Annotated in this window: 29 protein-coding genes; 8 read left to right on the top strand and 21 right to left on the bottom strand. The window is 67.8% G+C overall.

The genetic code is table 11. From position 1 onward, the window contains the following. Positions 1-61 precede the first annotated feature (61 nt). On the bottom strand, positions 62-859 hold the full coding sequence (locus ACWGL1_RS03135) for a transglycosylase SLT domain-containing protein (RefSeq protein WP_291781410.1): 798 nt from the start codon (positions 857-859) through the stop codon (positions 62-64). 149 nt (positions 860-1008) lie between these two features. Between ACWGL1_RS03135 and ACWGL1_RS03130 the strand changes: the two genes are divergently transcribed. Beyond that, positions 1009-1749 carry an energy transducer TonB family protein gene (locus ACWGL1_RS03130; RefSeq protein ID WP_452111148.1) on the top strand — a complete coding sequence of 247 codons (741 nt, stop codon included), beginning with the start codon at positions 1009-1011 and terminating at the stop codon, positions 1747-1749. Here ACWGL1_RS03130 and ACWGL1_RS03125 read toward each other — a convergent pair. Then, on the bottom strand, positions 1746-2768 hold the full coding sequence (locus ACWGL1_RS03125; RefSeq protein WP_452111147.1) for an NAD(P)/FAD-dependent oxidoreductase: 1023 nt from the start codon (positions 2766-2768) through the stop codon (positions 1746-1748). The genes ACWGL1_RS03130 and ACWGL1_RS03125 overlap by 4 nt on opposite strands. 52 nt (positions 2769-2820) lie before the next feature. Beyond that, complete coding sequence (locus ACWGL1_RS03120) at positions 2821-4665, bottom strand: phosphoenolpyruvate carboxykinase (GTP) (protein ID WP_452111146.1); 1845 nt, start codon at positions 4663-4665, stop codon at positions 2821-2823. 209 nt (positions 4666-4874) lie between these two features. Between ACWGL1_RS03120 and ACWGL1_RS03115 the strand changes: the two genes are divergently transcribed. Continuing rightward, positions 4875-5522, top strand: a complete 648-nt coding sequence (locus tag ACWGL1_RS03115; RefSeq protein WP_338576051.1) for a DUF938 domain-containing protein — start codon at positions 4875-4877, stop codon at positions 5520-5522. On the opposite strand, the gene ACWGL1_RS03110 is transcribed toward ACWGL1_RS03115, so the two are convergent. Then, a complete protein-coding gene (locus ACWGL1_RS03110; protein WP_312218855.1) occupies positions 5519-6010 on the bottom strand; it encodes a hypothetical protein in 492 nt (163 codons plus the stop codon). The genes ACWGL1_RS03115 and ACWGL1_RS03110 overlap by 4 nt on opposite strands. Before the next feature lie 304 nt (positions 6011-6314). Here ACWGL1_RS03110 and ACWGL1_RS03105 point away from each other — a divergent pair, with 304 nt between their 5' ends. Next, positions 6315-7073: a pseudouridine synthase gene (locus ACWGL1_RS03105; protein ID WP_452111145.1), complete on the top strand. Its 759-nt coding sequence runs from the start codon at positions 6315-6317 to the stop codon at positions 7071-7073. Between the two features lie 153 nt (positions 7074-7226). Here the strand turns inward: ACWGL1_RS03105 and ACWGL1_RS03100 are convergent, their stop codons facing one another. The 5 genes from ACWGL1_RS03100 to crcB are packed head-to-tail and all read right to left on the bottom strand — an operon-like array spanning position 7227 to position 11540. Continuing rightward, positions 7227-7988, bottom strand: coding sequence for an ATP12 family chaperone protein (locus ACWGL1_RS03100; protein ID WP_452111144.1), 762 nt, complete (start codon positions 7986-7988; stop codon positions 7227-7229). 9 nt (positions 7989-7997) lie between these two features. Beyond that, on the bottom strand, positions 7998-8684 hold the full coding sequence (locus ACWGL1_RS03095; RefSeq protein WP_452111143.1) for an HAD-IA family hydrolase: 687 nt from the start codon (positions 8682-8684) through the stop codon (positions 7998-8000). 2 nt (positions 8685-8686) lie between these two features. After that, the gene (locus ACWGL1_RS03090; RefSeq protein ID WP_338576061.1) at positions 8687-10165 is read right to left on the bottom strand and encodes a putative 2OG-Fe(II) oxygenase; all 1479 of its coding nucleotides are present in this window, start codon (positions 10163-10165) and stop codon (positions 8687-8689) included. Beyond that, positions 10162-11157, bottom strand: coding sequence for an RluA family pseudouridine synthase (locus ACWGL1_RS03085; RefSeq protein WP_452111142.1), 996 nt, complete (start codon positions 11155-11157; stop codon positions 10162-10164). Before ACWGL1_RS03085 ends, ACWGL1_RS03090 begins: the two co-directional genes overlap by 4 nt. Next, the gene (gene crcB / locus ACWGL1_RS03080; protein WP_452111141.1) at positions 11154-11540 is read right to left on the bottom strand and encodes a fluoride efflux transporter CrcB; all 387 of its coding nucleotides are present in this window, start codon (positions 11538-11540) and stop codon (positions 11154-11156) included. The genes ACWGL1_RS03085 and crcB overlap by 4 nt, the downstream gene beginning before the upstream one ends. A gap of 43 nt (positions 11541-11583) precedes the next feature. Between crcB and ACWGL1_RS03075 the strand changes: the two genes are divergently transcribed. Next, positions 11584-12021 (top strand): DUF2214 family protein, encoded by a 438-nt coding sequence (locus ACWGL1_RS03075; RefSeq protein ID WP_291781370.1) that lies wholly within the window; start codon positions 11584-11586, stop codon positions 12019-12021. Between the two features lie 3 nt (positions 12022-12024). Here ACWGL1_RS03075 and ACWGL1_RS03070 read toward each other — a convergent pair whose 3' ends face one another. The 6 genes from ACWGL1_RS03070 to ACWGL1_RS03045 form a co-directional block, all read right to left on the bottom strand. Next, the gene (locus ACWGL1_RS03070) at positions 12025-12519 is read right to left on the bottom strand and encodes a CC0125/CC1285 family lipoprotein (RefSeq protein ID WP_312218862.1); all 495 of its coding nucleotides are present in this window, start codon (positions 12517-12519) and stop codon (positions 12025-12027) included. A gap of 78 nt (positions 12520-12597) precedes the next feature. Next, positions 12598-13323 (bottom strand): RluA family pseudouridine synthase, encoded by a 726-nt coding sequence (locus ACWGL1_RS03065; protein ID WP_338576068.1) that lies wholly within the window; start codon positions 13321-13323, stop codon positions 12598-12600. An 11-nt stretch (positions 13324-13334) separates the two neighbouring features. Next, entirely contained in the window at positions 13335-13787 is a 453-nt protein-coding gene (locus ACWGL1_RS03060) for a hypothetical protein (protein ID WP_338576070.1), read from the bottom strand. Positions 13788-13878: 91 nt separating this feature from the next. Then, complete coding sequence (locus tag ACWGL1_RS03055) at positions 13879-14319, bottom strand: hypothetical protein (RefSeq protein ID WP_452111140.1); 441 nt, start codon at positions 14317-14319, stop codon at positions 13879-13881. Positions 14320-14394: 75 nt separating this feature from the next. Next, positions 14395-14835 carry a hypothetical protein gene (locus ACWGL1_RS03050; RefSeq protein ID WP_291781358.1) on the bottom strand — a complete coding sequence of 147 codons (441 nt, stop codon included), beginning with the start codon at positions 14833-14835 and terminating at the stop codon, positions 14395-14397. Between the two features lie 212 nt (positions 14836-15047). Next, positions 15048-16358, bottom strand: a complete 1311-nt coding sequence (locus ACWGL1_RS03045) for a replication-associated recombination protein A (protein WP_452111139.1) — start codon at positions 16356-16358, stop codon at positions 15048-15050. Positions 16359-16425: 67 nt separating this feature from the next. Between ACWGL1_RS03045 and ACWGL1_RS03040 the strand changes: the two genes are divergently transcribed. Beyond that, on the top strand, positions 16426-16845 hold the full coding sequence (locus ACWGL1_RS03040; protein ID WP_452111138.1) for a VOC family protein: 420 nt from the start codon (positions 16426-16428) through the stop codon (positions 16843-16845). A gap of 15 nt (positions 16846-16860) precedes the next feature. On the opposite strand, the gene ACWGL1_RS03035 is transcribed toward ACWGL1_RS03040, so the two are convergent. Together ACWGL1_RS03035 and ACWGL1_RS03030 are read right to left on the bottom strand one after the other, a co-directional pair. After that, positions 16861-18249 (bottom strand): Do family serine endopeptidase, encoded by a 1389-nt coding sequence (locus ACWGL1_RS03035; RefSeq protein WP_291781348.1) that lies wholly within the window; start codon positions 18247-18249, stop codon positions 16861-16863. Between the two features lie 95 nt (positions 18250-18344). Then, a complete protein-coding gene (locus ACWGL1_RS03030) occupies positions 18345-19649 on the bottom strand; it encodes a TCR/Tet family MFS transporter (RefSeq protein WP_452111137.1) in 1305 nt (434 codons plus the stop codon). A 120-nt stretch (positions 19650-19769) separates the two neighbouring features. Here ACWGL1_RS03030 and ACWGL1_RS03025 point away from each other — a divergent pair, with 120 nt between their 5' ends. After that, on the top strand, positions 19770-20096 hold the full coding sequence (locus ACWGL1_RS03025) for a GIY-YIG nuclease family protein (RefSeq protein WP_452111136.1): 327 nt from the start codon (positions 19770-19772) through the stop codon (positions 20094-20096). Between the two features lie 64 nt (positions 20097-20160). On the opposite strand, the gene ACWGL1_RS03020 is transcribed toward ACWGL1_RS03025, so the two are convergent. Further along, a complete protein-coding gene (locus tag ACWGL1_RS03020) occupies positions 20161-21396 on the bottom strand; it encodes an alkaline phosphatase family protein (RefSeq protein WP_452111135.1) in 1236 nt (411 codons plus the stop codon). A 103-nt stretch (positions 21397-21499) separates the two neighbouring features. Between ACWGL1_RS03020 and ACWGL1_RS03015 the strand changes: the two genes are divergently transcribed. Together ACWGL1_RS03015 and ACWGL1_RS03010 are read left to right on the top strand one after the other, a co-directional pair. Continuing rightward, entirely contained in the window at positions 21500-22399 is a 900-nt protein-coding gene (locus ACWGL1_RS03015) for an ABC transporter ATP-binding protein (RefSeq protein ID WP_452111134.1), read from the top strand. Continuing rightward, positions 22396-23259: a hypothetical protein gene (locus tag ACWGL1_RS03010; protein WP_452111133.1), complete on the top strand. Its 864-nt coding sequence runs from the start codon at positions 22396-22398 to the stop codon at positions 23257-23259. The genes ACWGL1_RS03015 and ACWGL1_RS03010 overlap by 4 nt, the downstream gene beginning before the upstream one ends. A gap of 6 nt (positions 23260-23265) precedes the next feature. On the opposite strand, the gene ACWGL1_RS03005 is transcribed toward ACWGL1_RS03010, so the two are convergent. The 3 genes from ACWGL1_RS03005 to rplQ all read right to left on the bottom strand — a co-directional run bounded on the left by ACWGL1_RS03005 (position 23266) and on the right by rplQ (position 24621). Beyond that, complete coding sequence (locus tag ACWGL1_RS03005) at positions 23266-23742, bottom strand: GNAT family N-acetyltransferase (protein WP_452111132.1); 477 nt, start codon at positions 23740-23742, stop codon at positions 23266-23268. Next, the gene (locus tag ACWGL1_RS03000) at positions 23739-24116 is read right to left on the bottom strand and encodes a DUF4180 domain-containing protein (RefSeq protein ID WP_291781329.1); all 378 of its coding nucleotides are present in this window, start codon (positions 24114-24116) and stop codon (positions 23739-23741) included. The genes ACWGL1_RS03005 and ACWGL1_RS03000 overlap by 4 nt, the downstream gene beginning before the upstream one ends. 85 nt (positions 24117-24201) lie before the next feature. Then, positions 24202-24621, bottom strand: coding sequence for a 50S ribosomal protein L17 (gene rplQ, locus ACWGL1_RS02995; RefSeq protein WP_003164392.1), 420 nt, complete (start codon positions 24619-24621; stop codon positions 24202-24204). Between the last annotated feature and the right edge of the window lie 105 nt (positions 24622-24726).

Below are 24726 nucleotides of genomic sequence, written 5' to 3'. Positions count from 1 at the left end.
TCAATCGTCACCCCTAGCGTTACATAGTTAACGCTCTCTTAGGAATAAGGCGGAAGCGTGGTTACGCCACCTTGTCCTCAGGCGGAGCGAAGGCCCCGCCGAATCCGCCGCCCGACCCCCGCCCGTCCTGGCCCAGCAGAAGCGCCAGAAGACTCTGATCCTGCTTCAGCCGGTCCAGACGCGCGGCCAGCATCCGATCCTTCTCGCTGAGTTCCGGAACCGCCTTGCCCGCGCCGACCCCGGACGCCGGGAAGGCCTCGCCCGCCGTGCGCTGCAGGTTGGCGTGAACCTCGGCCGCCGTCGCCGGTCGACCGTTGCGGTAGAAGATGGAGCGGTTGGCCGAGGCCGCTTCGGGGAATAGAGCCGCCGCGCTGGACTGGGGTCGCGACTGCACCGCCTCCAGCAGCTTGGCCGCGCCCGCCGGGCCCAGGAAGTGGGCGGCGTAAAGGTCGCCCGCCCCCGGCTCGCGCCCCGTGCGGCCACGCAGATAGGCGGCGTTGGAGGCCGTCAACTCGGCCGCCATGGTCGAGGCCGCATGGGGGTCGAAACGCAGATCCAGCACCACATTACGCGCCGAGCCCCGCACCTGCCAGCGTCCGTCCCCGCCCTGGTAGATCAGGTCCGCATACTGGCCGTAGCCGTGCTTGGCGCCATGCCGCTTCACCGTGCCCAGCCAGGTCTGTTCGATGAACTGGAACAGGCCCGAGGCCGAGGAGGTCGGCGCGCGCGCATTGGGGTTCATCGCGCTTTCTCGGCGCGCGGTCTTCATCAGAAAGTCGAAATCCACGCCGGTCGAGGCCGAGGCGCGCCGAATGGCCGCCTCCACGCCGCCGGATGATGGAATCGCTTTCACGCTCATGTGTGAACGGTCGCTAACCTAGGTAAACCAAACCTTAACATCGCAGCTTCGCCGTTAACAATTCAAAGCGCCACAATAAGGCCGCAAGCAAAGCGCGAACTCTGTTCCGTGGGTGCTGGGGAGGGCCTGCGACAGGAGGCGCGTAAGTCATGATGATGCGTATCGCCGGCGGCCACGGCGTGGTCAGCCCCCTCGACTTCCAACAACGCAAGAAGCCCCTGCCCCGGTGGGTGTGGGCGATGATCACAGCTTCGGCCCTGGTTCACGTCGGCGCCGGCGTCTGGCTGTATCAGCAGCGGTTCGAACTGGCGGACGTGCCGCCCGCGCCGACGGAGCCGCAGCCCACGATCGTCGATCTGATCCGGCCGCCCTCGCCGCCCAAGCCGGAGACGCCGCCCATGGCCTCGCCCGCGCCGACGCCGCCGATCCACCGACCGACGCAGGTCACGCCCAGCGACGTCGCTCCGCTGGAGGTCCCTGTCGCTCCCGTCGTCAGCCACGACGCCGGACCGGTCATCAACCTGACTGAGCCTGCCGCCGAACCGGCCGCCGGAACCACGGTCACGCCTGAGCCGCCGAAGCCCGCCCCGGTCATCACCCAGCCCGACTGGGTGCGCAGGCCGACGGCGGATCAGCTGATGCGCGCCTACCCTTCTTCGGCCGAGGCGCGCGGCATCGGCGGGGTTGCGGAACTGTCCTGCCTGGTGCGGGTGGACGGCAGCCTCACGGGCTGTTCGGTCACATCAGAAACGCCTGGCAATCAGGGGTTCGGCCGGGCGGCGGTGAGCCTGAGCCGCTACTTCCGCCTCAGCCCGCGCACGGTGGACGGTCAGGCGGTCGACGGCGCCCACGTCACCATGGCGATCCGATTCACCCCGCCGACGGACTAAAGGAATCGCGAGGGATGGAGGGTCGGCTCAGCGACGGGCCGGCCCTCTGTCGCATCGGCGACGACGGCGCCGATCAGCGGACCCAGCAGCCAGCCGTTGCGGCGCGGCCCCAGCGCGACATGCAGGCCCGGCGCGACCCGCCCCGCCATCGGCAGGCCGTCAGGCGTCGTCCCCCGCACCCCTGCGCGCCAGTCGATACCCAGCGGACGCGGCGCTTCATCCAGCACGGCCCAGGCGGCGGCGAGCATAGCCTCGCAACGCGCGGCATCGGGGATCACGGAGCGTTCGCCTGGCTCCATCGTCGCCCCGATCACGGCGCCCTCGCCCATCGGCGCGACATAGGAGCCGGGACCGCGCACGACATGATCGACCAGTTTCTCCTTCACCAGACCGATCTGACCGCGAATGGGAGTGATGCAGGCGACAGCCGCTTGCGCTTCGGGCGGCAGGCCCTCCAGCGCCGGATCAGCGCCGGTGGCCAGAATCAGATGCTCCGCACGCACGGCGCCAGTCGCCGTCTCGACCCGCCAGCCCGGCCTGTCCGAAGCTATGCGCAGCGCCCGCGCCTCCATCACCGTCAGTCCCTGCGCCAGAGCCGCCAGCGCCTGAGGCGGATCGACCTTGGCGTCCTCGTGCGTCGTCAGACGGGCCGAGGCGGCGTCGTACTGATGCTGAAAGCCCAGCGCCGTCATCCGCGCCGCCAGTTCGGCGACGTTTCCGCCGCGCCATTCAGCCACATCGCCATACAGGCGCACGCCCGTCGCTTCGGCGAAGGCCGGCCACAGATCGCGCGCACGACGCAGCAACCCAGCCGCCTCTGGCGACAGATCGTCGATGGCGCATTCCATGGCCGGCGCGATCATGCCCGCCGCCACGGCCGAGGCGTTGAAGCCGCCCGGATCGATCACCGCCACGCGGCGTCCGCGTCGTCTCAGCTCGGCCGCCGCGCACAAGCCCAGAGCGCCCGCGCCGATGATCAGGGCGTCGAAGGAAGGTTCGGGAGAATTGAAATGGGGCACGGGATGTCCTTCGACCTCCCGCGCCCCGATTTCAACCGTTCAGGACGGTCTTTTACTCAGCCGCCAGCTTGGCCGCGCGCGCCTCTTCCAGGCGCTTGGTCAGGGCGGCGTGCTGGCCCCACAGGGCCTTGGGCAGGCGATCGCCGAACTTCTCGTAGAAGGCGGGGATCAAGGCGGCTTCCTCGGTCCAGACGTCGGCGTCGACGTCCAGCAGGATCTGCAGATCGGCGTCGGTCAGCGTCAGGCCCGACAGGTCCAGCGCGGCCTTGGACGGCACGCGGCCGACCGGTGTGTCCACCGCCTCGGCCTGGCCTTCCAGACGCTCGACGATCCATTTCAGCACGCGGGCGTTGTCGCCGAAGCCCGGCCAGACGAACTTGCCTTCGTCGTTCTTGCGGAACCAGTTGACGAAGAACAGGCGCGGCAGCTTGGACGCATCGGCCTTCTCGCCCATCTTCAGCCAGTGACCGAAATAGTCGCCCATGTTGTAGCCGCAGAAGGGCAGCATGGCGAAGGGATCGCGGCGCAGCTCTCCGACCTTGTTCTCGGCGGCGGCGGTGCCTTCCGACGCCACGGTCGAGCCCATGAAGACGCCGTGCTCCCAGTCGAAGGCTTCCGTCACCAGCGGCACGGCCGAGGCGCGGCGGCCGCCGAACAGGATGGCGTCGATCGGCACGCCCGCCGGGTCTTCCCACTCAGGCGCGATGGACGGGCACTGACCGGCCCACACGGCGAAGCGCGAGTTCGGGTGCGCCGCAGGCTCGCCCGAAGCCGGATCGTGCGGCTGCCCCTTCCAGTTGGTCAGGCCTTCCGGCGCGTCCTTGGTCAGGCCTTCCCACCAGACGTCGCCGTCGGCGGTCAGGGCGACGTTGGTGAAGATGGTGTCGCGCGTCAGGGTCTCGAGCGCGTTCTTGTTGGTGTTGCGGCTGGTGCCCGGCGCCACGCCGAAGAAGCCCGCTTCCGGGTTCACGGCGTACAGGCGGCCGTCTTCGCCGAAACGCATCCAGGCGATGTCGTCGCCGACCGTCTCGGCCTTCCAGCCGTCCAGCGCCGGTTGCAGCATGGCCAGGTTGGTCTTGCCGCAGGCGCTCGGGAAGGCGGCGGCGACATATTTCACCACGCCCTCAGGGCTGGTCAGCTTGAGGATCAGCATGTGCTCGGCCAGCCATCCTTCGTCGCGGGCCATGACCGAGGCGATGCGCAGAGCGTAGCACTTCTTGCCCAGCAGGGCGTTGCCGCCATAGCCCGAGCCATAGGACCAGATTTCGCGCGTTTCCGGGAACTGGACGATCCACTTGTCGTCATTGCAGGGCCACGGAACGTCGGCCTGGCCTTCCGCCAGCGGGGCGCCCACGGTGTGGACCGCTGGCACGAACTCGCCGTCAGCGCCCATCAGGTCCAGCGCCGCCTTGCCCATGCGGGTCATGACGCCCATCGACACGGCGACATAGCCGCTGTCGGTGATCTCGACGCCCAGTGCGGAGATCTTGGAGCCGAGCGGCCCCATGCAGAACGGCACCACATACATAGTGCGGCCCTTCATGCAGCCGTCGAACAGGCCGTTCAGGCGGGCGCGCATCTCGACCGGATCGGACCAGTTGTTGGTCGGGCCGGCGTCAGCCTGGTCCTGCGAGCAGATGAAGGTGCGGCTCTCGACGCGGGCCACGTCCTTGGGGTCCGAGGCGGCGTAGTAGCAGCCGGGGCGCTTGGCCTGATCCAGTTCCTTCAGCGTGCCCTTGGCGATCAGATCGGCGACGATGGCCGACTTCTCGGCGTCCGATCCGTCGCACCAGTGAACACGGTCCGGCTTGGTCAGGGCGGCGATCTGCTCCACCCAGGCGACAAGGCCCTTGTGTTCGGTCGGCGCCGGATAGAGTCCGGGAATCGATTGAGTCACGTCTTGCTCTCCTGAACCTGCGCGCGGCGATCTGTCGTCGCCGTCACGCAATAAGCTGATCACGCTGTGTTACGGGGGCAATGAACCCGACGGGACGTAAGGTCAACCGCTGCACGTTTCATTCTCCCGTTATCCGGGGAAGGCCGCCGACGAGCACATTTAAATCGCCAGAAGGGTCGCAGACAGTTATCTCCTTCGGCGTGAAGACCATGGATTCTGTAAAGTCGACGCCGGGCGGTTCTTCCAGCGCCCTGACCTCGCCCGCGGCCGAGCGCAACAGCGCGGCCATACTGGAGGTGCTGCGCGCCCATCTGCCCGATCAGGGGCGGGTGCTGGAGATCGCCGCCGGATCGGGACAGCACGCAGCCGCCTTCGCCGCCGCCCTGCCCGGCCTGCAGTGGACGCCCAGCGACCCCAGTCCGGAAGCCCGCGCCAGCATCGAAGCCTGGCGGTCGACGGCAGACGCAGGGAACCTGCGGCCCGCGCAGACGATCGACATGCTGGATGAGGCGAGTTGGTCGGGCGAGGCGTTGAACGCCCCCTTGGACGCCATCGTCTGCATCAACATGATCCACATCAGCCCGTGGGCCGCGACGGAGGGCCTGATGCGGCTGGCGGAACGGTCGCTGACGCGCCCCGGCGGCGTTTTGTATCTGTACGGCCCATATCGCGAGGCCGAGGCCCCGCTGGCCCCATCCAACGCCGCCTTCGACGACAGTCTGAAGGCGCGTGATCCGGCCTGGGGCCTGCGCGACCGGGGCGAGGTTGAAACACTCGCCCGGTCGCATGGTCTGGCCTTGACGCTGCGGCGGGCCATGCCCGCCAACAACCTGAGCCTGATCTTCCGCCGCGTTTAGATGGCGGCGACCACCGCCGTCAGTTCAGCGCGGTCGTTCAGCAGGGCGACCTTGCCGTCGCGGAACACGGCGCCCGGCGCGTCGGCGGCCTGACCAAAGGCGTCGGCCGCCAGGGCCACCCCGTCGGCGAACGCGAGAACCGGCAAGCCTTGCGTCTTGGCGAGGTTCACCAGCGCCTTGACCTGGGCCAGACCGGCCTCGTCCGCCATGCCGCCGGGAATCACCACGCCTTGAACCCGACCGCCGCTGATGTCGTCAGCCGTCGCCGTGGCCAGAACCGTCAGTCCGCCCGAAACCAGACTGCCCTCGCCGGTCGAGATCGGAGCCAGAGACACGCCTTCAAAGCGAAGGGCGGTCTCGATGTCGCCGAGTTCGCCGAAATCCATGCCCTTGCGCATGATCAGGCCGAAGCGCAGGCGAGCGGGCGCGGGGCGGTTGCCGTATTGGCGGGAACGAGGGGCGGTCGCGGTCTTGCGTTGAGCGTACAAAATGTCTCCTTCGAAGGTTATCGATCAATATTCGCAGACGATTTTGAGAAAACGTCGCGCCCCGCACGCCGCAACCGGATCAAACACGGCAAACGTCGCAATCCGAAACGGGCGGAAGCGAACGCGGCAAAGTCATCAGGGTGACTGCTGATATAGGCTTATGATGCTCAAGGTCAACTTGGCGACGAAAACGTGAACTCATCGCCTAGACGGAAAATCTGAATCCCGTCGTCACGACCGCAGCCTTGCCTCCGCCCGCAACGCCGCCCTACACAGCCCCTCGCATCGGAGAGTCAGTCAGGCCATGGCCTTCACCCGCACCTATGAGGGCGCAGAGCCCGTCCGCATCAACAAGTGGCTGGGCCAGACCGGCGTCTGCTCGCGCCGCGAAGCCGAGGGGCTGATCGCCGATGGCCTGGTCAGCATCGACGGGGAGGTCGTGCGCGACGCGGGCCGCAAGATCGAACCCGGCCAGACGCTGTCCCTGAACGACAAGGGCGAGGCGGCGCTAGCGGCGGGGGTCGCCATCCTGCTGCACAAGCCGGTCGGCTATGTCTCGGGCCAGCCCGAGCCGGGGAAGGTCCCGGCGGTGCGCCTGCTGACCGCCGCGAACAAGGTCGGCGCAGGCGAAGTCCCGGCGCGCGACGCCTCCCTGCCCCCGGTCGGGCGGCTGGACGAGGATTCACGGGGCCTGCTGCTGCTATCGTCGGACGGCGTGGTGGCGAAGGCCGTGATCGGCCCCCAGTCGGACTTAGACAAGGAGTATCTGGTTCGCGTCGCCGGCGCCGTGACCGAGGCCAAGCTGACGAAACTTCGTCACGGGCTGGAGTTGGACGGCCGCCAGTTGAAGCCCGCCCGCGTCACCCAGATGGAGCCGCAACGCCTGCGCTTCATCCTGCGCGAGGGCCGCAACCGCCAGATCCGCCGCATGTGCGAACTGGTCGGACTGGAGGTGGTCGACCTCTACCGCATCCGCATCGGTCCGGTGAAACTGTGCGACCTGCCGGAAGGCAAATGGCGGGTGCTGACGGCGGACGAGCGCGCGGCGCTGCTAAAGGGCTGAGCCGCCCCACATTCCGCACATCCCCACGGAGGCGGGGCCCCAGTAAGAGCCTCGCGCACCCAAGCCAGCTTTAGAGGCGCTTACTAAAGCAAGCCATCACGCTCGAAGCCAAAGTACTGGGTCCCCGCCTCCGCGGGGATGTGCAGTAGAAGCTTATTTGAGCGCCTCGAACCACCGTTGCAGCAGGGTCGCTTCGGCGCGATGGGCGGCGGTGCGGGCGGCGGCTTCCTCGTCCACGCCCCAGCGCTCCTCGGTGAAGGCTTCGTCCAGACGCGACAGGTCCAGCGCCGCCTCGCCCGCCAGCGCCCCGCGTTGCACCGCCAGCCCCAGCACCGCCGAGCCGAATAGCGGCACGGCCGTCGCCAGCCCGGTCAGGGCGAAGTCGTCCATCTCCAGCGCCAGCGCCTCGACCCGCGCCAGAGCCTCAGGCGCCTGGGGCCGATGGATGATCCCCTCGACCGGATGCAACTCAACGCCCAGTTCGCGCGCGGCCCAGTCGCGCCACGGCCCCCATTCCGCCTGCTGGCGCTCGATCAGGCCCGACGGCGTCTCGGCCAGGTAGCAGAGCACGTCCGACCCGGCGTAGCGGGCGATCTCCTCGGCCACAGGTCCGCGCGTCTGGCTGACCCGGTCGATGGCGGTCGAGGCCAAACGGGTGGCGGGCATGGTCGCGGGCGTCAGATGCTCGCCCTGGGCGCTCCACTCCTCCGCCACCAGGCGGGCCGCCGCCTCGGTCGGCAGGACGATGGCGTTGCCGGCGGGCGTCTTGGGCGCGCGGCCGTCCAGCAGGACGATCCAGCCGCCGTCGCGGGCCTCGACCCCGGCGCTCTTCCAAAAGCGCTTGATGCGCTCCTCGGATTCACGAAAGCCCTTCTGGGCGGCGACGTTGGGGTCCAGCGGGGGAATATGGGTCATGACGGACTTCTAGGCGAACAGCTTGGTCGAGGCGAACCGATCCAGCGCCGCCTCCAGATCGGGAAAATCGGCGGCGATGTGAAGCGCGCCCGCAGCCGCCTGCTCCTCCACCGTATGAAAGCCCCAGCCGACGCCGAGCGGATGCACGCCCGCCGCCACAGCCATGGCGATGTCGTGGCTGGTGTCGCCGATCATGGCGGTCGAGGCGGCGTCGGCTCCGCAGGTCCTCATGGCGGCGCGCAGCATGGCCGGGTCCGGCTTGCCCGGCCCGTCCTCGGCGCAATGGCTGGACAGGAAGAGATCGCTCCACTCGGGCCGCGCCAGATTGCGGGCCACGCCCCGCCGGTTCTGGCCGGTCGCCAGCGACAGCCGCCAGCCGTCGCGCTTCAGGCGCCGCAGGGTGTCCATCACGCCGGGATAGAGCGGCTCCTCATGCCCGGCTTCATACATGGCGCGGAAGCTGGCCTGGAAGGCGGCGACGAAATCCGCCAGTTCGGCGTCGGTCAAGGACGGCTCCAGCACGTGCAGAGCGTGATGCAGGCTCAACCCCACGATCTGGCGCACCCGATCGTATTCCGGTTCCGGCAGGCCCAGAACCTGCGCCGCCTCGCAGGCCGCGCGATGGATCGAGGTGCGGCTGTCGACCAGGGTGCCGTCGATGTCGAAGACGGCGAGCGGAGCGTCGGAAGCGGTCATATTCAGACGGGCACGATGTCGAAGGCCACGGTCAGGCGCTCCTGCTCGCCGCCAAAAGGAACCGTTCCGTGCCACATGTAGGAGGGGAACAGCACCACTTTTCCCGGTTCGGGTTGGACAAAATGCTCCGCAGTCAGGCCCGACGAGGCGACAAAGGGCGGCTGACCGAACCGCAGCCAACCCTGGCGATCGTCGGCGCGCGCGATGTCAGGAACCTCAATATAGCAGGCCGAAGAAATCCAGCCCTGCGGATGGACGTGATCGGCGTGATAGCCTTCCGGCCGCAAGCGCACTGACCAGCAACCGGCGATGTCATATCCCCCCGAACGTCGCGCCGCCGCCGGTCCGTCGCCTTCCAGTCCATCGATATAACGTCGGATCGGACGGTCGATCGCCTGAAAGAACGCCCGGATCACAGGATCCTGGTTCAGGATCAGCGGCGCAGAGGTTTGAGATCCTCCTCGAAGAGATTGTCCGATGGGGTGCGTCTTCAAAGCATGATTGCGCCGCAACGCCCCAGCAAGATCCCGTAGATAACTGTCGAGATCCGACCAGCCCTCCGGGCAGTCGATCCATTGGGGACACACAAGCCGATCGTAATCATACAGCCGTCGATAGGCATCATCCCCCATCAGACGCAGCGCAACGGCCTCCAGAGCGATGGCGTACTGATTCTCCGGCCCCTCCTGACGCAGACGACCGATATCCTGCATGGCGTCCTGGGGACGGCCGAGAGCCAGCAGGGCCTCGGCGGAGACGGACCGGAGAGGGGCGGCGTCCACGCCCTGCGCTCTGGCCGCCCCGATATGCCGGAGCGCCAAGGCGGGGTCATCACTCAGCGCGATCTGAGCTGCGGCGAAATGGCCGCGCGGCGACAAGGGGATAGACGCCAGGACGCGATAGGCCTCCGCGTGTCGATCCGCATACTGAAGCAACTGAGCCAAGGCCATACGCAAGGGCTCGCTTTGTCCCTGGCGCGTCAGGGCGTCCAGAAGCGGCGCGGCCGCAACTTCGACGTCGCCGGTCCGCATCCAGGCCAGATAGGCGAGATCCCGCACCGCGTCGGGATAATCCCGACGGCGGGAGATGGCGCCTCGATAGGCTTGCTCAGCTTCATCAAGACGATTTTGACCTTGCAGGGCGCGGGCCAGGACCAGCCATGTTTCCGGTGCGTCGCCGCCTGCAACGAAAGCTTGTCGAGCCGCCGTCTCGGCCTCGTCGGCCATTCCCAGATCCCCTAGGAGCGCCGCAAGATTATGATGCGCCGAAACGCTTTTCGGCGCCATCGCCGCCGCCTGTCGCGCGTCGGGCAGAGCCTCCTTCGGGCGGCCAAGCGCCTGCAGGGCCTGCGCCCGATAAGAATGGACCGCAAAGACGCCGCGCCCTGCTTCGATCTCCCGCGTCGCCAGGGCAAGTGCGTCCTGTGCCCGCCCTGCGCTCAACAGACGATCCAGTTCCTGGTCTGGCGCCGTGCTATTCATCGCATCCGCCGCACGCCCGCGAAGGGGTCTTCATCGGCCTCGTCCTCGGAGAAGCCGAAGTGGTTGAAGCCGGCCTTCATCTCGGGACTGAGGGGAGCCTCGACGATCAGCTTGCCGCCGCTGGGGTGGTCCAGTTCGATGCGGCGGGCGTGAAGCTGCAGCTTCAGCGGGCCGGACAGTTCGTTCGACTGGTCGTTGCCGTACTTCGGGTCGCCCAGGATGGGGTGGCCGATGGCGCTCATGTGAGCGCGCAGTTGGTGCGTTCGTCCGGTGAAGGGGCGCAGGGCCATCCAGGCGGCGCGGTGGGCGGCGCGGCTGACGGTGGCGTAGGCCGTCTCGGCCGGTTCGGCGCCGTGCTCCTTGGGATCGGCGGGGCGCATAATCTCGAAGTCGTTGATGCCCGACTTCTTCAGCGCCAGGTCGATCTGGCCCGCCGAGGGTTTGGGATTGCCGATGACGATGGCCCAGTAGGTCTTCTTGGCCTGACGGCGGGCGAAGGCCCCGGCCAGTCGCTTGGCCGCCTCCGGCCCCTTGCCCAGCAGCAACACGCCCGAGGTGTCGCGGTCCAGACGGTGGACCAGGCGCGGACGCTCCATCCCCTCGCCCCAGGCCGACAGCAGGCGGTCGACGTGCTTGGTCGTCTTGGTGCCGCCCTGCACCGCCAGTCCGTGCGGCTTGTTCAGGGCGATGACCATGTCGTCTTCATACAGGACCAGCGACTTGGCGTAGGCGGCGTCGCGGTCGCTGATCTTGGGCTTCTCGCCGGGGACGCGCTCGACCGGATCGGGAATCGGCGGCACGCGCACGGCGGCGCCGGCGGTCAGGCGGTCCTCGGGCTTCACCCGCGAGCCGTCGACGCGGATCTGGCCGCTGCGGGCCATCTTCTGCACCTGAATGTGCGACAGGTGCGGCCAGCGACGCTTGAACCAGCGGTCCAGACGGATGCCGTCCTCGGCCTCGGCGACAAAGAGAGTCTTGACCTCGCGGGTCATGCAAAAGCCTTTCGGGCGATAAGAAGTCCCAGGAACAGGGCGGCGACGGCCAGGACGACCGAGGCGGCGACATAGAGGGCGGCCGTGGCCATCTCGCGGCGTTCGATCATCAGCGCCGTCTCCAGCGAGAAGGCCGAGAAGGTGGTGAACCCGCCCAGGACGCCGACCGCAGCGAAGAGGCGGATGCTCTCCTGATGCGCGCCCGCCTTCAGCGCCAGCCATCCGGCCAGCAGGCCCATCAGCAGCCCCCCGATCAGATTGGCGCCGAACGTGCCCCATGGCCAGGCCGCGCCCGGCGCCAGACGGCCGACCGCCAGACCCAGGGCGTAGCGCGCCATCGCCCCCAGAGCGCCGCCGCTCGCAACCAGCAGAAAACGTGTCATGCTGGCGGCATATACTGTTCCGACGTCATTTGCGAAGGCCGCCATGCACGACCTTGTCCTCGCCATCCTGCACCACCTGCTGTTCCTGGGCCTGATCGTCATGCTGGCGTCGGAGCTGGCGCTGCTGCGGACGCCGGAACCGCCGGTGAAACGTCTGGCCGGGCTGGATGCGGGCTATGGCGTCACGGCCCTGCTGATCGTGCTGGTCGGGGTCGGACGGGTGATGGGCGGCAAGGGCTGGGCCTTCTATGAAGCCAATCCCTTCTTCTGGGCCAAGATCGCAACCTTCGCCCTAATCGGCCTGATCTCGATCCGGCCGACGCTGGCGATCCTGAGATGGCGCAAGGCGGCGCGGACGGCGCCCGACTACGTCCCGCCACAGGCCGAACTGACCGCCGCGAGACGCGCGATCGGGCTGGAGATTCTGCTGTTGATCCCGTTGCTGGCCTTCGCCGCCGCCATGGCGCGCTGGCCGTTCTAGACCTTAAAGGCGCGGACGGATGGCGTCCTGCACGCCGCGCGCGTCATAGGCTTCCGGGCGATCCGGGCGCTGGCCGCGGCCCATGACGATCTCCAGCGTGGTCGAGGTCGGCTGCGGCCCGCTGAGATCAAAGCCCAGGCCGACGCCGACGCCCGAAGTGGACCAGCCGCCGTAACGGCCCGTGCCGGCGCCGACCGACACGCTGGGCCGTACGCCGCCCGCGCTGTCGGGACGGCCGTCGATCCAGCGTTGCGTCACCTCGAACCAGTCGTAGCCCTGTTCGGTCGTCAGCTGGGCCGCGCGGAACAGCGCCATATCCGCCACCGGACCGGGCGCGCCGACGCCCTTGTAGGTCACGCGGAAACGGTCGCGTTCGATCTGCTGTTCGGAATAGCCCTGCCCGTTCGGCCCCATCTGTTGGCCATAGGGCGCAAGGCTGGCGCAGGCCGTCAGAGCCAGGGCCGAGGCTGCGATCGTGACGATGGCGAGGCGTTTCATGCGCGTGTCTCCCACGCCCGAACAGCGTACGGGCGAGCCGGATTGTTCCGCTGTGAAGCTGAACAGGGGATGAAGCGCCTAAAGCCCCGCCGCCTCACGCAGCGCCTGGAAATCCGTTGGCTCTGGCGCCTCGATCGTCAGGCGGCCGCCGTCCGGGTGGGGAAAGCTCAGCTTCGCCGCGTGCAGCATCAGGCGCGACGCCGGGCGCCCGGCGAAGGTCAGGGCGCCGCCGTAGCGCACATCGCCGACCAGGGGCCGACCGATGTGGGCCATGTGGACGCGCAGCTGGTGCATCCGCCCGGTCAAGGGCTCCAGCTCGACCACCGCCCCCTCTTCGTTGGCGGCCAGGGTGCGATAGCGGCTCTGCGAGGCCTGAGCCCCCTCGGCTCCGACCTCGACCACGCGCATGTAGGATTCCCGGCCGATCTCCTGACGGCGCAGGGGGGCGTCGATCTGACCCGCCCGCGGCTCGGGCGCGGCGGCGATCAGGGCGCGATAGGTCTTGTGGAATTTGCGGGCTTGCAGCGCCTTGCCGAAGAAGCCGGCGGCAGGCTTGGTCTTGGCGGCCAGAATGACGCCGGAGGTGTCGCGATCCAGTCGATGCACCAGTTCCGGCCGCTTGCCGTTCGAGCGGGCGAAGGCCCACAGCAGGTCGTCCAGCGTATGCGCCTGAATGCGGCCGCCCTGGCTGGACAGGCCCGACGGCTTGTTGAAGGCGATCAGATGCGCGTCTTCATGCACCACCCACGAACGGACGGCGGCGATCTCTTCTTCGGTCAGGGAAACAGGCTGGCGGGTTTTCACCCGCCGAGCCTTTAGCGGAGCACGCCCTTCTTCGCCATGGCCCAGGCGTACCAGGCCAGGAAGGCGGCGATGACGACGATGACGTAGGGCATCCACTCCATCATCGCCAATTCCGGCGACAGCGCGGGCGGCGGGTTGATGAATTTGGAGTAGATCAGACTGACCACCGCCCCAAGCAGCGACAGGGCGTAGGCATGAACGGCCCAGCGGCTGCGCGTCAGCAGCAGCAGCGACCCGATCACCGCGCCCCAGACGCCCAGCGCCCATGGAACATACATCCAGGCGGGCATGGCGTTGTAATAGGCGATCATCTCCTCGCCGAAGCCGGACTCGCGCATATAGGCTTCGCCGCGCGTGGTGGTCTGCACGAAGTCATAGCCGCCGAAGCCGTTCCACAGCAGCGACAGAACGCCGATCAGCCACAGATGCCACGGCGTCGAAGCACGCCTTGAAATATCGACCATTGTTCCCTCCCCAGGTTGTCGATGGAGAGGAGATTACGCCTGAAATCGAGGCGTTAACAATATTCGCTACGACCCTGCCTGAAGCGCCCGCCTAGCGGATCAGGCCCCTGCGTCGCGCCCAGTGCGAATAGGCGATCTGCACCGCGAAGATCAGGGCGACGACCAGGGTGAAGGCCGTCCCGCCCGCGCCCAACACCTCGCGGCCGTTGCTCAGCGCCAGCACATAGGCGGCGTGCGCCAGCATGGCGATCAGGCCCGCGACGAAGGCGTTGAACGCCAGCTTCCGTCGCAGCAACAGCATCAACGCCCCCAGCAGGCCGCACCACACCGCCACGCCGTAGGCCACGTCGGTCCACAACGGCGCCGAGCGCAGGTAGAAGACCTGCTCCATCGTCAGCGCGCTCCAATAGGCCTGCGCGCCCGTCACCTTCTGATACCACTGCCAGACGCCGACGCCGTTCCAGAGCACTGACGCCGCACCGATGGCCCACAGATGCCACGGCGTCGCCGGGCGCTTCGAAATATCGACCATCATTCTTCCCCCAGAACCTTGAGCGTCGAAAACTACGCCGAAATAGGCCGCCGCAACAAGGGCTTCGGCCTTGCTTCAGACGATCACGCCGCGTCGGTCCATCCAGGCGCAATAGGCAGTCTGGGCGACCAGAACGGCGATGATGACCAGGCCGAACGCCACGCCGACGGGCCCCATGATCTCGCGCCCATTGCTCATGAAGTGGATGTAGGTCGTGTCCGCCAGCATGGCGATCAGGGCGATGGCGAACAGCATCGTCGCCTGGCGTCGCCGGAACAGCAGCAGCACCGCCGCCAGCAGCCCGCCCCAGAAGGCGACCCCGACCGCAACATCGGTCCATAACGGCACGGCGCGAAGGTAGGCGGCTTCGGCCGGGGTCATCCCGGCCCAGTATGCTGGATCTCCCGTCACCTGCAGCATCCACTGCCAGACGAAAAGCGCATTCCACAGGAAAGACAGCACGCCGACCAGCCACACATGCCAGGGCGTCGATATACGCCGCAGAACATCGACCATAGCCGCCTCCGCAGTTGGAAGATTCAGCCTACCCTTCTAGGACGCGCGCCACAATGAACGTCGTTCACCGACCATTTCTTTCCTCCGTCATCCTCGGGCTTGACCCGAGGATCGAGTTCAGGCCGCGCTAGTCCCATTAACGTCGCGCAGGCGGACGGCTGGATCCTCGGGTCAAGCCCGAGGATGACGGCCAGAAGGCAGTGCGGTAGGCCCTACGCCTTATCCGCCTGCATCCGCGCCCGCATCGCCGCCCAGCGTTCCAGGCGCGCCTTGACCTTCTCCTCATGGCCCTCGCCCTTGGGCTTGTAGAAGGTGCGGCGCTCCATTTCGTCGGGGAAGAAGTCGGCGCCGGAGAAACCCTCGGGCGTGTCGGGATCGTATTGATAGCCCTTGCCGTAGCCCAACGACTTCATCAGCTTGGTGGAGGCGTTGCGGATATGGGCGGGCGGCATCAGGGAGCCGGTCTCGTGCGCCGCCTTCTTCGCCGCCTTGAAGGCTTCGTAGACCCCGACCGATTTGGGCGCTGTGGCCAGATGGACCACGGCCTGCGCCAGCGCCAGCTCCCCCTCAGGCGAGCCGAGGAAGTCGTAGGTATCCTTGGCTGCATTGGCGACCAGGATGGACAGGGGGTCGGCCTGACCGATGTCCTCGACCGCCATGCGCACGATGCGTCGCGCCAGATAGAGGGGGTCTTCGCCCCCGTTCAGCATCCGCGCCAGCCAGTAAAGCGCCGCGTCCGGATCCGACCCACGCACCGACTTATGCAGGGCCGAGATGAGGTTGTAGTGCTCCTCGCGCGACTTGTCGTAGGCGGGTGCGCGCTTCTGCAGCACGCCTGCCAGGGCCTGCACGTCCAGCGGTTCGACATCCTGCAGGTCGAACAGCACCTCGGACATGGTCAGCAAATAGCGACCGTCGCCGTCCGCCAGGGCCAACATGGCCTGGCGCGCCTCAGGCGTCAGCGGCAGGCGCATGTCCATCAGCGCCTCGGCCCGGTCCAGCAGCAGATCCAGCGAGGCGTCGTCCAGCCGTTTCAGCACATAGACCTGCGATCGCGACAGCAGGGCGCCGTTCAGCTCGAAACTGGGGTTCTCCGTGGTCGCGCCGACCAGGGTGACGATCCCCTCCTCCACGAAGGGCAGGAAACCGTCCTGCTGGGCGCGGTTGAAGCGGTGAATCTCGTCGACGAACAGCAGGGTCTGCTGACCCGCCGCCCGGCGCATCCGCGCGGCCTCGAACGCCTTTTTCAGGTCCGCAACGCCCGAGAAGACGGCGCTGATCGACTGGTATTCATAGCCCGCCGCCTTCGCCAACAGGCGGGCTATCGTCGTCTTGCCCGTGCCCGGCGGCCCCCACAGGATCATGGAGCCGAGGCGCCCGGCCTCGATCATGCGGCGGATCGGCCCGCCTTCGCCGAGCAGGTGGTCCTGGCCCACCACCTGGTCCAGCGCCTGCGGGCGCAGACGGTCGGCGAGCGGAGCGTCGGGAGGATGAATGCCGGAGGCTTCGAACAAATCAGTCATGGAACGCTCTAGATAGGCGTTCGTTCGGGCGACTGCACCCGCTACAACGCCTCCAAGGAGGAATCGCATGACTAAACCCAAGCCTGAACAGGGACCGAGCGGCGGGGTGACGCCCCATCTGACCATTCCCTCGCGCGGCGCGGCCGCGGCGATCGAATTCTACGCCCGCGCCTTCGGGGCCGAGGAAGTCATGCGGATGCCCGCCGAGGACGGCGAGCGCCTGATGCACGCCCATCTGCGCATCAACGGCGGCAGCATCATGCTGGCCGATGAATTCCCCGAATGGACCGGCGAAGTCGACATCAAGCCGGTCGGGGTCAGCCTGCATCTTCAGGTCGACGACGCCGACGAATGGTGGGGCCGCGCCCTGGTCAACGGCGCGATTCCGGTCATGCCGTTGGAGGACCAGTTCTGGGGCGACCGCTACGGCCAGGTGCGCGATCCGTTCGGCCACCTGTGGAGCATCGGCGGACCGCAGAAGGGCTGACCGCCCCTCTCCGCCTTAAGGCAAGCGGCCGGTTAGACGACGGCCGTTGCGGACGATGGTCAACTCCGAGCCGCGTTGCGCACGCCCCAGGGCGGCGACCGTCGTGACGGCGCGGCCGTCGATCTGCACCACCAGGTCGTTGGGGCGCAGTCCGATGCGGGCCGGGACGCTGTTGCGCTGCAGTCCCGTGACCACCACGCCGCTGGTGAAGGGGTCGCCGCCCAGACGGTCCGCCAGCGCCGGGTTCAGCGCCACACCCTGAAGCCCGGCCAGGGCGCCCTGCCCCACGACCGTGCCCTGCCCCGGATCGGCGTCGCCCGGCAGGGTCGAGACGCGAGCGTTCAAGGTCTGGGTCCGGCCGTCGCGCAGGACGCTGACGGCGACCGTGTCGTTCGGCGAACGGGTGCCGACGCGGAAGTTCAGCCCTCCCTGGTCATTGACCTCGGCGCCGTCGATGGCCGTGATGACGTCGCCCTGTTCGATGCCCGCGCGCGCGGCCGGGCCGCCGGCGTAGACATCGGTCACCATCAGGCCTTGCGGCCGCTCAAGCCCCAGACTGCGGGCCATGTCGGAGCTGACCGAGTCGCCCTTGACGCCCAGCCAGGCGCGCTCGACCGACTTGGCGCCGCCGACAGCGGAATCCACGACCCGCTTGACCATGGTGGCCGGCACGGCGAAGCCCACGCCCGTCGAGGATCCTGTGCGCGAGAAGATGGCCGTGTTGATGCCGATCAGATCGCCGTCCATGTCGACCAGGGCGCCGCCGGAGTTGCCGGGATTGATCGGCGCGTCGGTCTGAATGAAGGAGCCGGAATCGCTGATGCCCGTCTCGGTCCGGTTCAGGGCCGAGATGATGCCGTTGGTCACGGTCTGGCCGACGCCGAACGGGTTGCCGATGGCCAGGACCAGATCACCGACCTGCTGCTGCTCCTGATCGTCGATGCGCAGGACCGGCAGGTCGCCGTCCAGGTTTTCGAGTTGCAGCACGGCGATGTCGGACCGTTCGTCGGCCAGCAGCACCTTGGCCGGATATTCGCGCCGGTCGTTCAGGGTGACGCGGATCTCCTGCATGTTCTGGATGACGTGGTTGTTGGTCACCACGATCCCGTCCGGCCGCACGATGACGCCCGAACCGATGGAGCCTGTCACACGCGATTGCGGCCCGCCGCCAAACAGTTCGAAGAAGGGGTCGCGCACGCGCTGGACGCCCCGCGCCGAAATGTTCACCACGGCGGGCGCGGCTTCGCGCACCACAGGGGCGAAGCTGGTCTTCAGCGAACCGGCGTCGCGCGGGGCGACGCGGGGCTGTTCGGCGAAGACGCCTTCCTGCGCCTTGGAGGGCTGCGGCTGGCCGCAGGCGGACAGGATCAGGGCGGCGGCGATGGCCAGTCTGGAAGTCTTCATCTCGTCCCGGTTCTACAAGCTTGGGCGCTGCATCCATTCCGCCTCGGCTTTTCGACAGGATCAAGGCCGTCGTTCGATCCGGGGCGCGGCGGCGATCAAACGGATGTGACCTCGTCCCGTTCCGCCCGGCGCGCGGTCAGGAATCCGATCAGAGCGCCCAGAGCCAGCACGGCGGAGGCCAGATAGAAGGCCAGTCCCGGCTCGGACAGCATGGCGTCGGCCGCAGCGGACACTGCGGGTAACCCTCGCTCCGACAACCAGACCGCCGCCCGCCCGCCGCCCTCACCCACCGAAACCGAGTAGATCCAGCCGAAGAACAGGGGCGAGGCCACCCCGGCGATGGAGGCGACGCTCATGTTCGCGCCCTGAAGCTGGCCCTGCTCGCTCTCGCCGACGCGGCGGGTCATCAGGGACTGAAGCGTCGGCATGGCGAGGCCCCACAGGGCGTTGGGCAACATGGCGACGATGAAGGCGACGCCCGTCGGCGCCCAGCCCATCAGTGCGATGCCCACAGCCCCGCCGCACAGGCCGAAGATCATGGTCGCTCGGTCCCCGAACCGCTTGGACGCCGGGCCGACCAGCACGCCCTGAACGATCATGTCCAGCACCCCGACCATGGCCAGCAAGGCCCCGACCTGCCACGGCCCCCAGCCGTAACGGAGCCCGGCGTAAAGGACGAAGACCGCCGAAAAGACGTGGTGGGCGAAATAGAGCAGGAATTTCACCACCGCGAGGCCCGCCAGTTCGGCGTGACGTTTCAGCAGGATCATGGCGCCGACCGGGTTGGCGCGCCGCCAGCTGAAGGGCATCCGCTTCTCCAGAGGCAGGCTCTCCGGCAGGATGAACAGGCCGTACAGGAAGGCCACGCCGGACAGGGCGCCCGCCACCCAGAACGGCACGCGCGGTCCGAACTCGCCCAGGAAACCGCCCAGAACCGGCCCCAGCACGAATCCTCCCGAGAAGGCCGCGCCGATCAGACCATAGGCGCGAGCGCGTTTCTCAGGCTCGGTGATGTCGGCCATATAGGCGTAAATAGTGGTGAAGCTGGACGAGGTGACGCCCGCCACAAGCCGCCCAATCGCCAGCCACCACAGGTTCGGCGCCAACGCCATCAGCACATAGTCCGCTGCCAGCCCGGCGCAGCTCAGCAGGATGACGGGGCGGCGCCCGTACTGGTCCGACAGCGAGCCGATGACCGGCGAGGCCAGGAACTGCATCCCCGCCCACAGGGCCACGAACACCCCGTTCAGCAGGCCCGCGCGCGCGTTCGACCCGACGAACTCCTCGATCAGATGGGGCAGAACCGGAATGACGATCCCCATGGCCACGATGTCCAACACCGCAGTCACGAGGATGAAGGCGATCGCCGCGCGGCGGACCTTGGGCTGGTGCAGGGACATGAGGGCTCGCGGAGGTGGAGCGACGTTCTAGACGCCGCCGGCCGCCCACGCGATAATTTTCCTTAACTCGTCACCCTCGGGCTTGTCCCGAGGGCCCATCTTTCCACAAGCTCTGCCTTAATGTCGAACGAGCGACCCTTCATCGCCGCCTACATGATGGCCAACCGGCCGCAGGGGACATTGTATGTCGGCGTAACCAGCAATCTGGTTCAACGTGTGCAGCAACATCGAGACGGGAGCTTCCCTGGCTTCACCAGAGAACACGGACTGAAGCGACTCGTCTGGTATGAACCCTTCGAAGCGATCACAGATGCGATCCGCCGGGAGAAGGCGTTGAAACGCTATTTGCGCGACTGGAAGATCAATCTGATCGAGCGGGAGAACCCGCACTGGGAAGACCTGGCGAAGGCGTGGTTCGCGCCGTCAACCTGGCGGCATGACCCTTAAGCGGCGCGTACGAAGCCCCGATGGGCCCTCGAGACAAGCCCGAGGGTGACGAAATTAGGGTTGCTCAGCGCTGCGTCACCGGAAGCGTGTCGTTCGGGTCACCGTCGCCGTGCGGTGCGGAGACGCCCAGAAGGCGAGCCAGGAAAGGCTGGACGTCGACGCTGTCCAGGTTCTCCAGCCGCCGTCCGGCGATGACGCCGGGTCCGTGGGCGATGAAGATCGCCTGCATCTCGGGCGCGGCGTTGTCATAGCCGTGGGCCCCGCCGGGTTTGGTCACCGGGCGCGCCCTGGTCGCCAACAGCCAGCCGGGCTCCGAAGCGCAGACGATGGCCGGCACGCGCGGATTTGAGCCCAGGATGAAGCGCGCCGGGATCTCGCTCTTGCGCCAGCAGTCCAGGTGCGGTCGCGAGCCCAACATGGCCTGCTCCACCTCGGCTTCGCGTCCCGCAACGGGGTTCAGGAAGGTGACGGCGCCGCCATAGACGATCTGGACCGCCTCGGGGTCCACGATGTCGTCCAGCACCGTCACGCGGTCGGGCGAGGTCGCCGCCATGCCGTGATCGGACACCACGACCAGGATGGTGTTCTCATAGAGGCCCCGCGCCTTCAGCCCCTCGACTAGGCGGCCGATGGAGGCGTCGACCGATCGCGTGGCCTCCAGCGTCTGGGGGGCGTCTGGCCCGTGGTGGTGGCCCATGGTGTCGACGATATCGAAATAGAGGGTGGTCAGGGCCGGGCGCTGGGCGGCGGGCAGATCCAGCCAGGTCAGCACCTGATCCACGCGGGCGTCGCCCGGCATCGACTGATCGAAGGGCGCCCAGTAGCTGGGCCGCACGCCGCGGATGTCGGCCTCGGACCCCGGCCAGAACATGGTGGCGGTCTTCACGCCCTGTCGCTCGGCCGAGACCCAGATCGGCTCGCCCTGGTCCCACCAGCGGCGATCGGTGACGGCCTGTTTGTTGCCGAGCGAGAAGCGACCCAGTTCGGCGTCGACCATGTTGTTGCCGACGATGCCGTGGTGATCGGGATGCAGCCCCGTGACCAGGGTGTAATGGTTGGGGAAGGTCACGCTGGGGAAGGACGGTTTCATCGGGCCCGACGCCCCCTCGGCCGCCAGTTGCGCCAGCACCGGCGTCGCCCCGCGTTGCAGATAGTCCGCGCGGAAGCCGTCGATGGAGATCAGGATGACGTTCGGCGCCTGGGCCGTCTCGACCGGCGGCGCGGGCGGCGTGGTGGCGCAGGCGGCGACGGCCAGGGTCAGGACGGCGGCGCGCGCCAGCCCGAACAGACGATCAAACATGAGGTGCTCCCGAAAGCGGCATTCGGGGACGTTGCCTAAGCCCAATCCGCGACAGACAGAAGACGGCTTGCCGGTTTTCCACTGTCGGGTCACGCTGCGACTCATGACCAGCGTTATCGAGACGAGCGGCCTGACCAAGACCTATGGCGCGGTGCGCGCCCTGGACGGCCTCAGCCTCAGCATCCCGCGCGGCGGGGTCTATGGGGTGCTGGGGCCGAACGGCGCGGGCAAGTCGACGCTGTTCCGCATCCTTCTGGGCCTGATCCGACCCACGGCGGGCGAGGTGCGGGTCATGGGCCAGCCTGCCGGCGATCCAGCCGTCACCCGGCGCATGGGCTCGATGATCGAGACGCCGCGCTACCCGCCCTATCTGACCGCGCGTCAGGCGCTGCACTGGCTGGCGCTGGCGCACGGCATGGGCGCAGAGGCCGAAACCGACCGCTGGCTGGCGCGGGTGGGCCTGACCGAGGCGGCGGACCGCAAGGTGCGCGGCTTTTCGGTCGGCATGATGCAGCGGCTGGGCGTCGCCGCCGCCCTGATGACCCGGCCCGACCTCGTCATCCTTGATGAACCGACCAGCGGCATGGACCCGCCCGGCATCCAGGAGATGCGCAGCCTCATCCGCAGCCTGGCCGACGACGACGGCGTGACCGTCGTTCTGGCCAGCCACCAGCTTCTGGAGGTCCAGCGCGTCTGCGACCGCGTCGCCATCCTGAACCGAGGCAAGCTGGCGGCCGAGGGCAAGGTCAGCGACCTGACCGCCTCGGGCGAACGTCTGCGCCTGTCGGCCACGCCTCTGGCCAAGGTCATGGCCGTGCTGGGCGAACGCGGCAGCGTTCAGGACGACGCCGTCATGGCCGCCATACCGCGCGCCGAGGCCCCCGCCCTGCTGCGCGCCCTGATCGAACAGGGCGTGGACATCGACGAGGCCCGCTGGGTCGGCGCCGATCTGGAAAGCGTCTTCATGACCGAAACCTCTTCCGTCGAGGGAGACCGCCCATGATGCTGGCCGACGCCGTCCGCGCCGAAACCTGGCGCCTGCTGCAGAATCGCACGGCCCTGTTGTGGAGCATCGTCTTCGTGCCTGTGGTCGGGCTGGCGGCGAGCATCGCGGGCAATCTGTTCATCGACGACAAGATCTCCGCCGTCCGCGATCGCCTGCCGTCCCAGTTGCGCCTGGAGCGAGGAACCCTCGATCTTGGCCAGGCCCTGCTCGAGGCGGCCGGCAATCTGGCCAACCCGGCGCTCCTGGCCTTCCTGCTGATCGGCGCGGCGAGCGTCTTCGCAGGCGACTATCGCTGGGAGACCTGGCGATTGATCACGGCGCGCAACAGCCGCCCGAACCTCATCATGGGCAAGGCCGGCGCGGTGAAGCTGATGGTTCTGGCCGGGCTGCTGCTGATGCTGGCCGCCGCCGTGATCGGCGCCGTCGCCAAGGGCCTGATCTTCGGCAACAGCTTCGTCTTCCACTTCGGCGCCGAGACCGCGCAGAGCTTCGGCCTGATGTTCCTGCTGGCCTTTGTCCGCGTCGTACAGTTCCTGCTGCTGGCCCTGCTGGCGGCGACGGTCACGCGGTCCATGCTGGCCGCCCTCTTCGTTCCGCTGGTCATCGGCGTGGCGCAGGCCTTCCTCGCCAAGGGCGCCCCCCTCCTCGGCTGGCGGATGGGCGACTGGCCCACCATGCTGCTGTTCCCCGGCGACGCCTATGAGGTGCTCAAGGCCTTGATCCAGGGCGGGATGATGGCCGCTGTCCTGCCCGACGGCGCCGGCTGGCGCGCCGTGGCGGGACTGGCGCTGTGGAGCTTCGCGCCCTTCTTCCTGGCCCTGTGGTGGTTTCGACGGCAGGACCTGTCCAAGGAATAGGCCGGATCAGACCAGCGCCTTCTCCATGAAGACGTCGGCCCGGACATAGGGCGTCTCGCGCGGCGGCAGGCGGACGAAGCCGAAGCTGTCATAAAGCGCCAGCGCCGGCCCCAGCGTCGAACTGGTCTCCAGATAGAGACGCGGCGCGCCCGCCTCGCGCGCGGCGTCCTCACAGACCTCCAGCAGCCGCCGCGACAGCCCTTGGCCACGCGCAGCCGGCGCAATCGTCATCTTGGCGACCTCGAAGCCCCCGTCGTCCATGGCCATCAGGGCGCAGCAGCCCACGACATCGTCCCCACGCTGAATGAAGAAGATGCGGCCGCCCTGCGCCAGGATCTGCCCCTGCGGGTCATCCAGCACCTTGCGGTCCTTGGCCTCGATGGCGAAACCGCCCTCGGCCAGCCAGGCTTCGTTCAGCGACCGCCAGGCTGCACTGTCCGCCGCCGCCGACGGGTCGAAAGCCCGTATCCCGTGGATCGTCATGCCTCGTTCCGTCCCGTTTCGAGCTTCAACTTCAGGGCCGTCAGATCGGGCAGAAACCATACGGATCGGCCTCGATTGCACTCCCTCACATAGTCCGTCAGCGCCTCGGATCCGGCCGCCTCGGCGCTGATATCGCCGATAATCGCCAGGCCGACCCGGTAGTTGACGAACTTCTGCGTGGTCTCGCCCGCCAACCGGCTGCGAAGACGCAGGAAGTCCTCGCCTAGGCGCGTTACCGGCATAGCCAGCCAATCGGCGTTCGCTTCGAAAGCCAGCGACAGGAAGTCATTGATGTCGGCCACGCCCGCCAGCAGGGCGCCGTCCGGCTCGCACACGGCCACGACGAGCCCGTTCCAGGTCTCCACGCGGGTCATCGAGCCCTCCCTTCAGCGGCTTGCGAAGAAAAAGGGCGGCGGGATTGCTCCAGCCGCCCTCTCAATACAGTCGGTGAAGCCGAAATCAGGCTTCGTCGTCGCCCTCGATGGCGAAGACCGGACCGGAGTCCTGGCCCTTGGCGGCCACGTCACGATCGACGAACTCGATGACGGCCATCGCGGCGTTGTCGCCGTGACGGAAGCCCGCCTTCATGATGCGGATGTAGCCGCCGTTACGCTCGGCGTAACGCGGAGCCAGCGTGTCGAACAGCTTGCCGACTTGCGGCACGTCGCGAACGGCGCTGATGGCCTGACGACGAGCGTGCAGGTCGCCCTTCTTGGCGAGGGTGACCAGCTTCTCGACGAAGGGACGCAGTTCCTTCGCCTTCGGCAGGGTGGTCGTGATCTGCTCGTGCTTGATCAGCGAGGCGGCCATGTTGGCGAACATGGCCTGGCGGTGGCTGACCGTACGGCCGAGCTTACGATAGGCGGCGCCGTGGCGCATCGGGGTCTCTCCTACTCGACCCTGGTTTCTCGTCCCTACTTGGCGGACGAGACCTGGGGCCTCTCATTCTTACCGCCCCAACCGATCCACGCGGGACCTGGGCGG

Source organism: Brevundimonas sp. NPDC055812, assembly GCF_053616535.1.
This window is presented reverse-complemented; position numbering and strand designations above follow the sequence as displayed.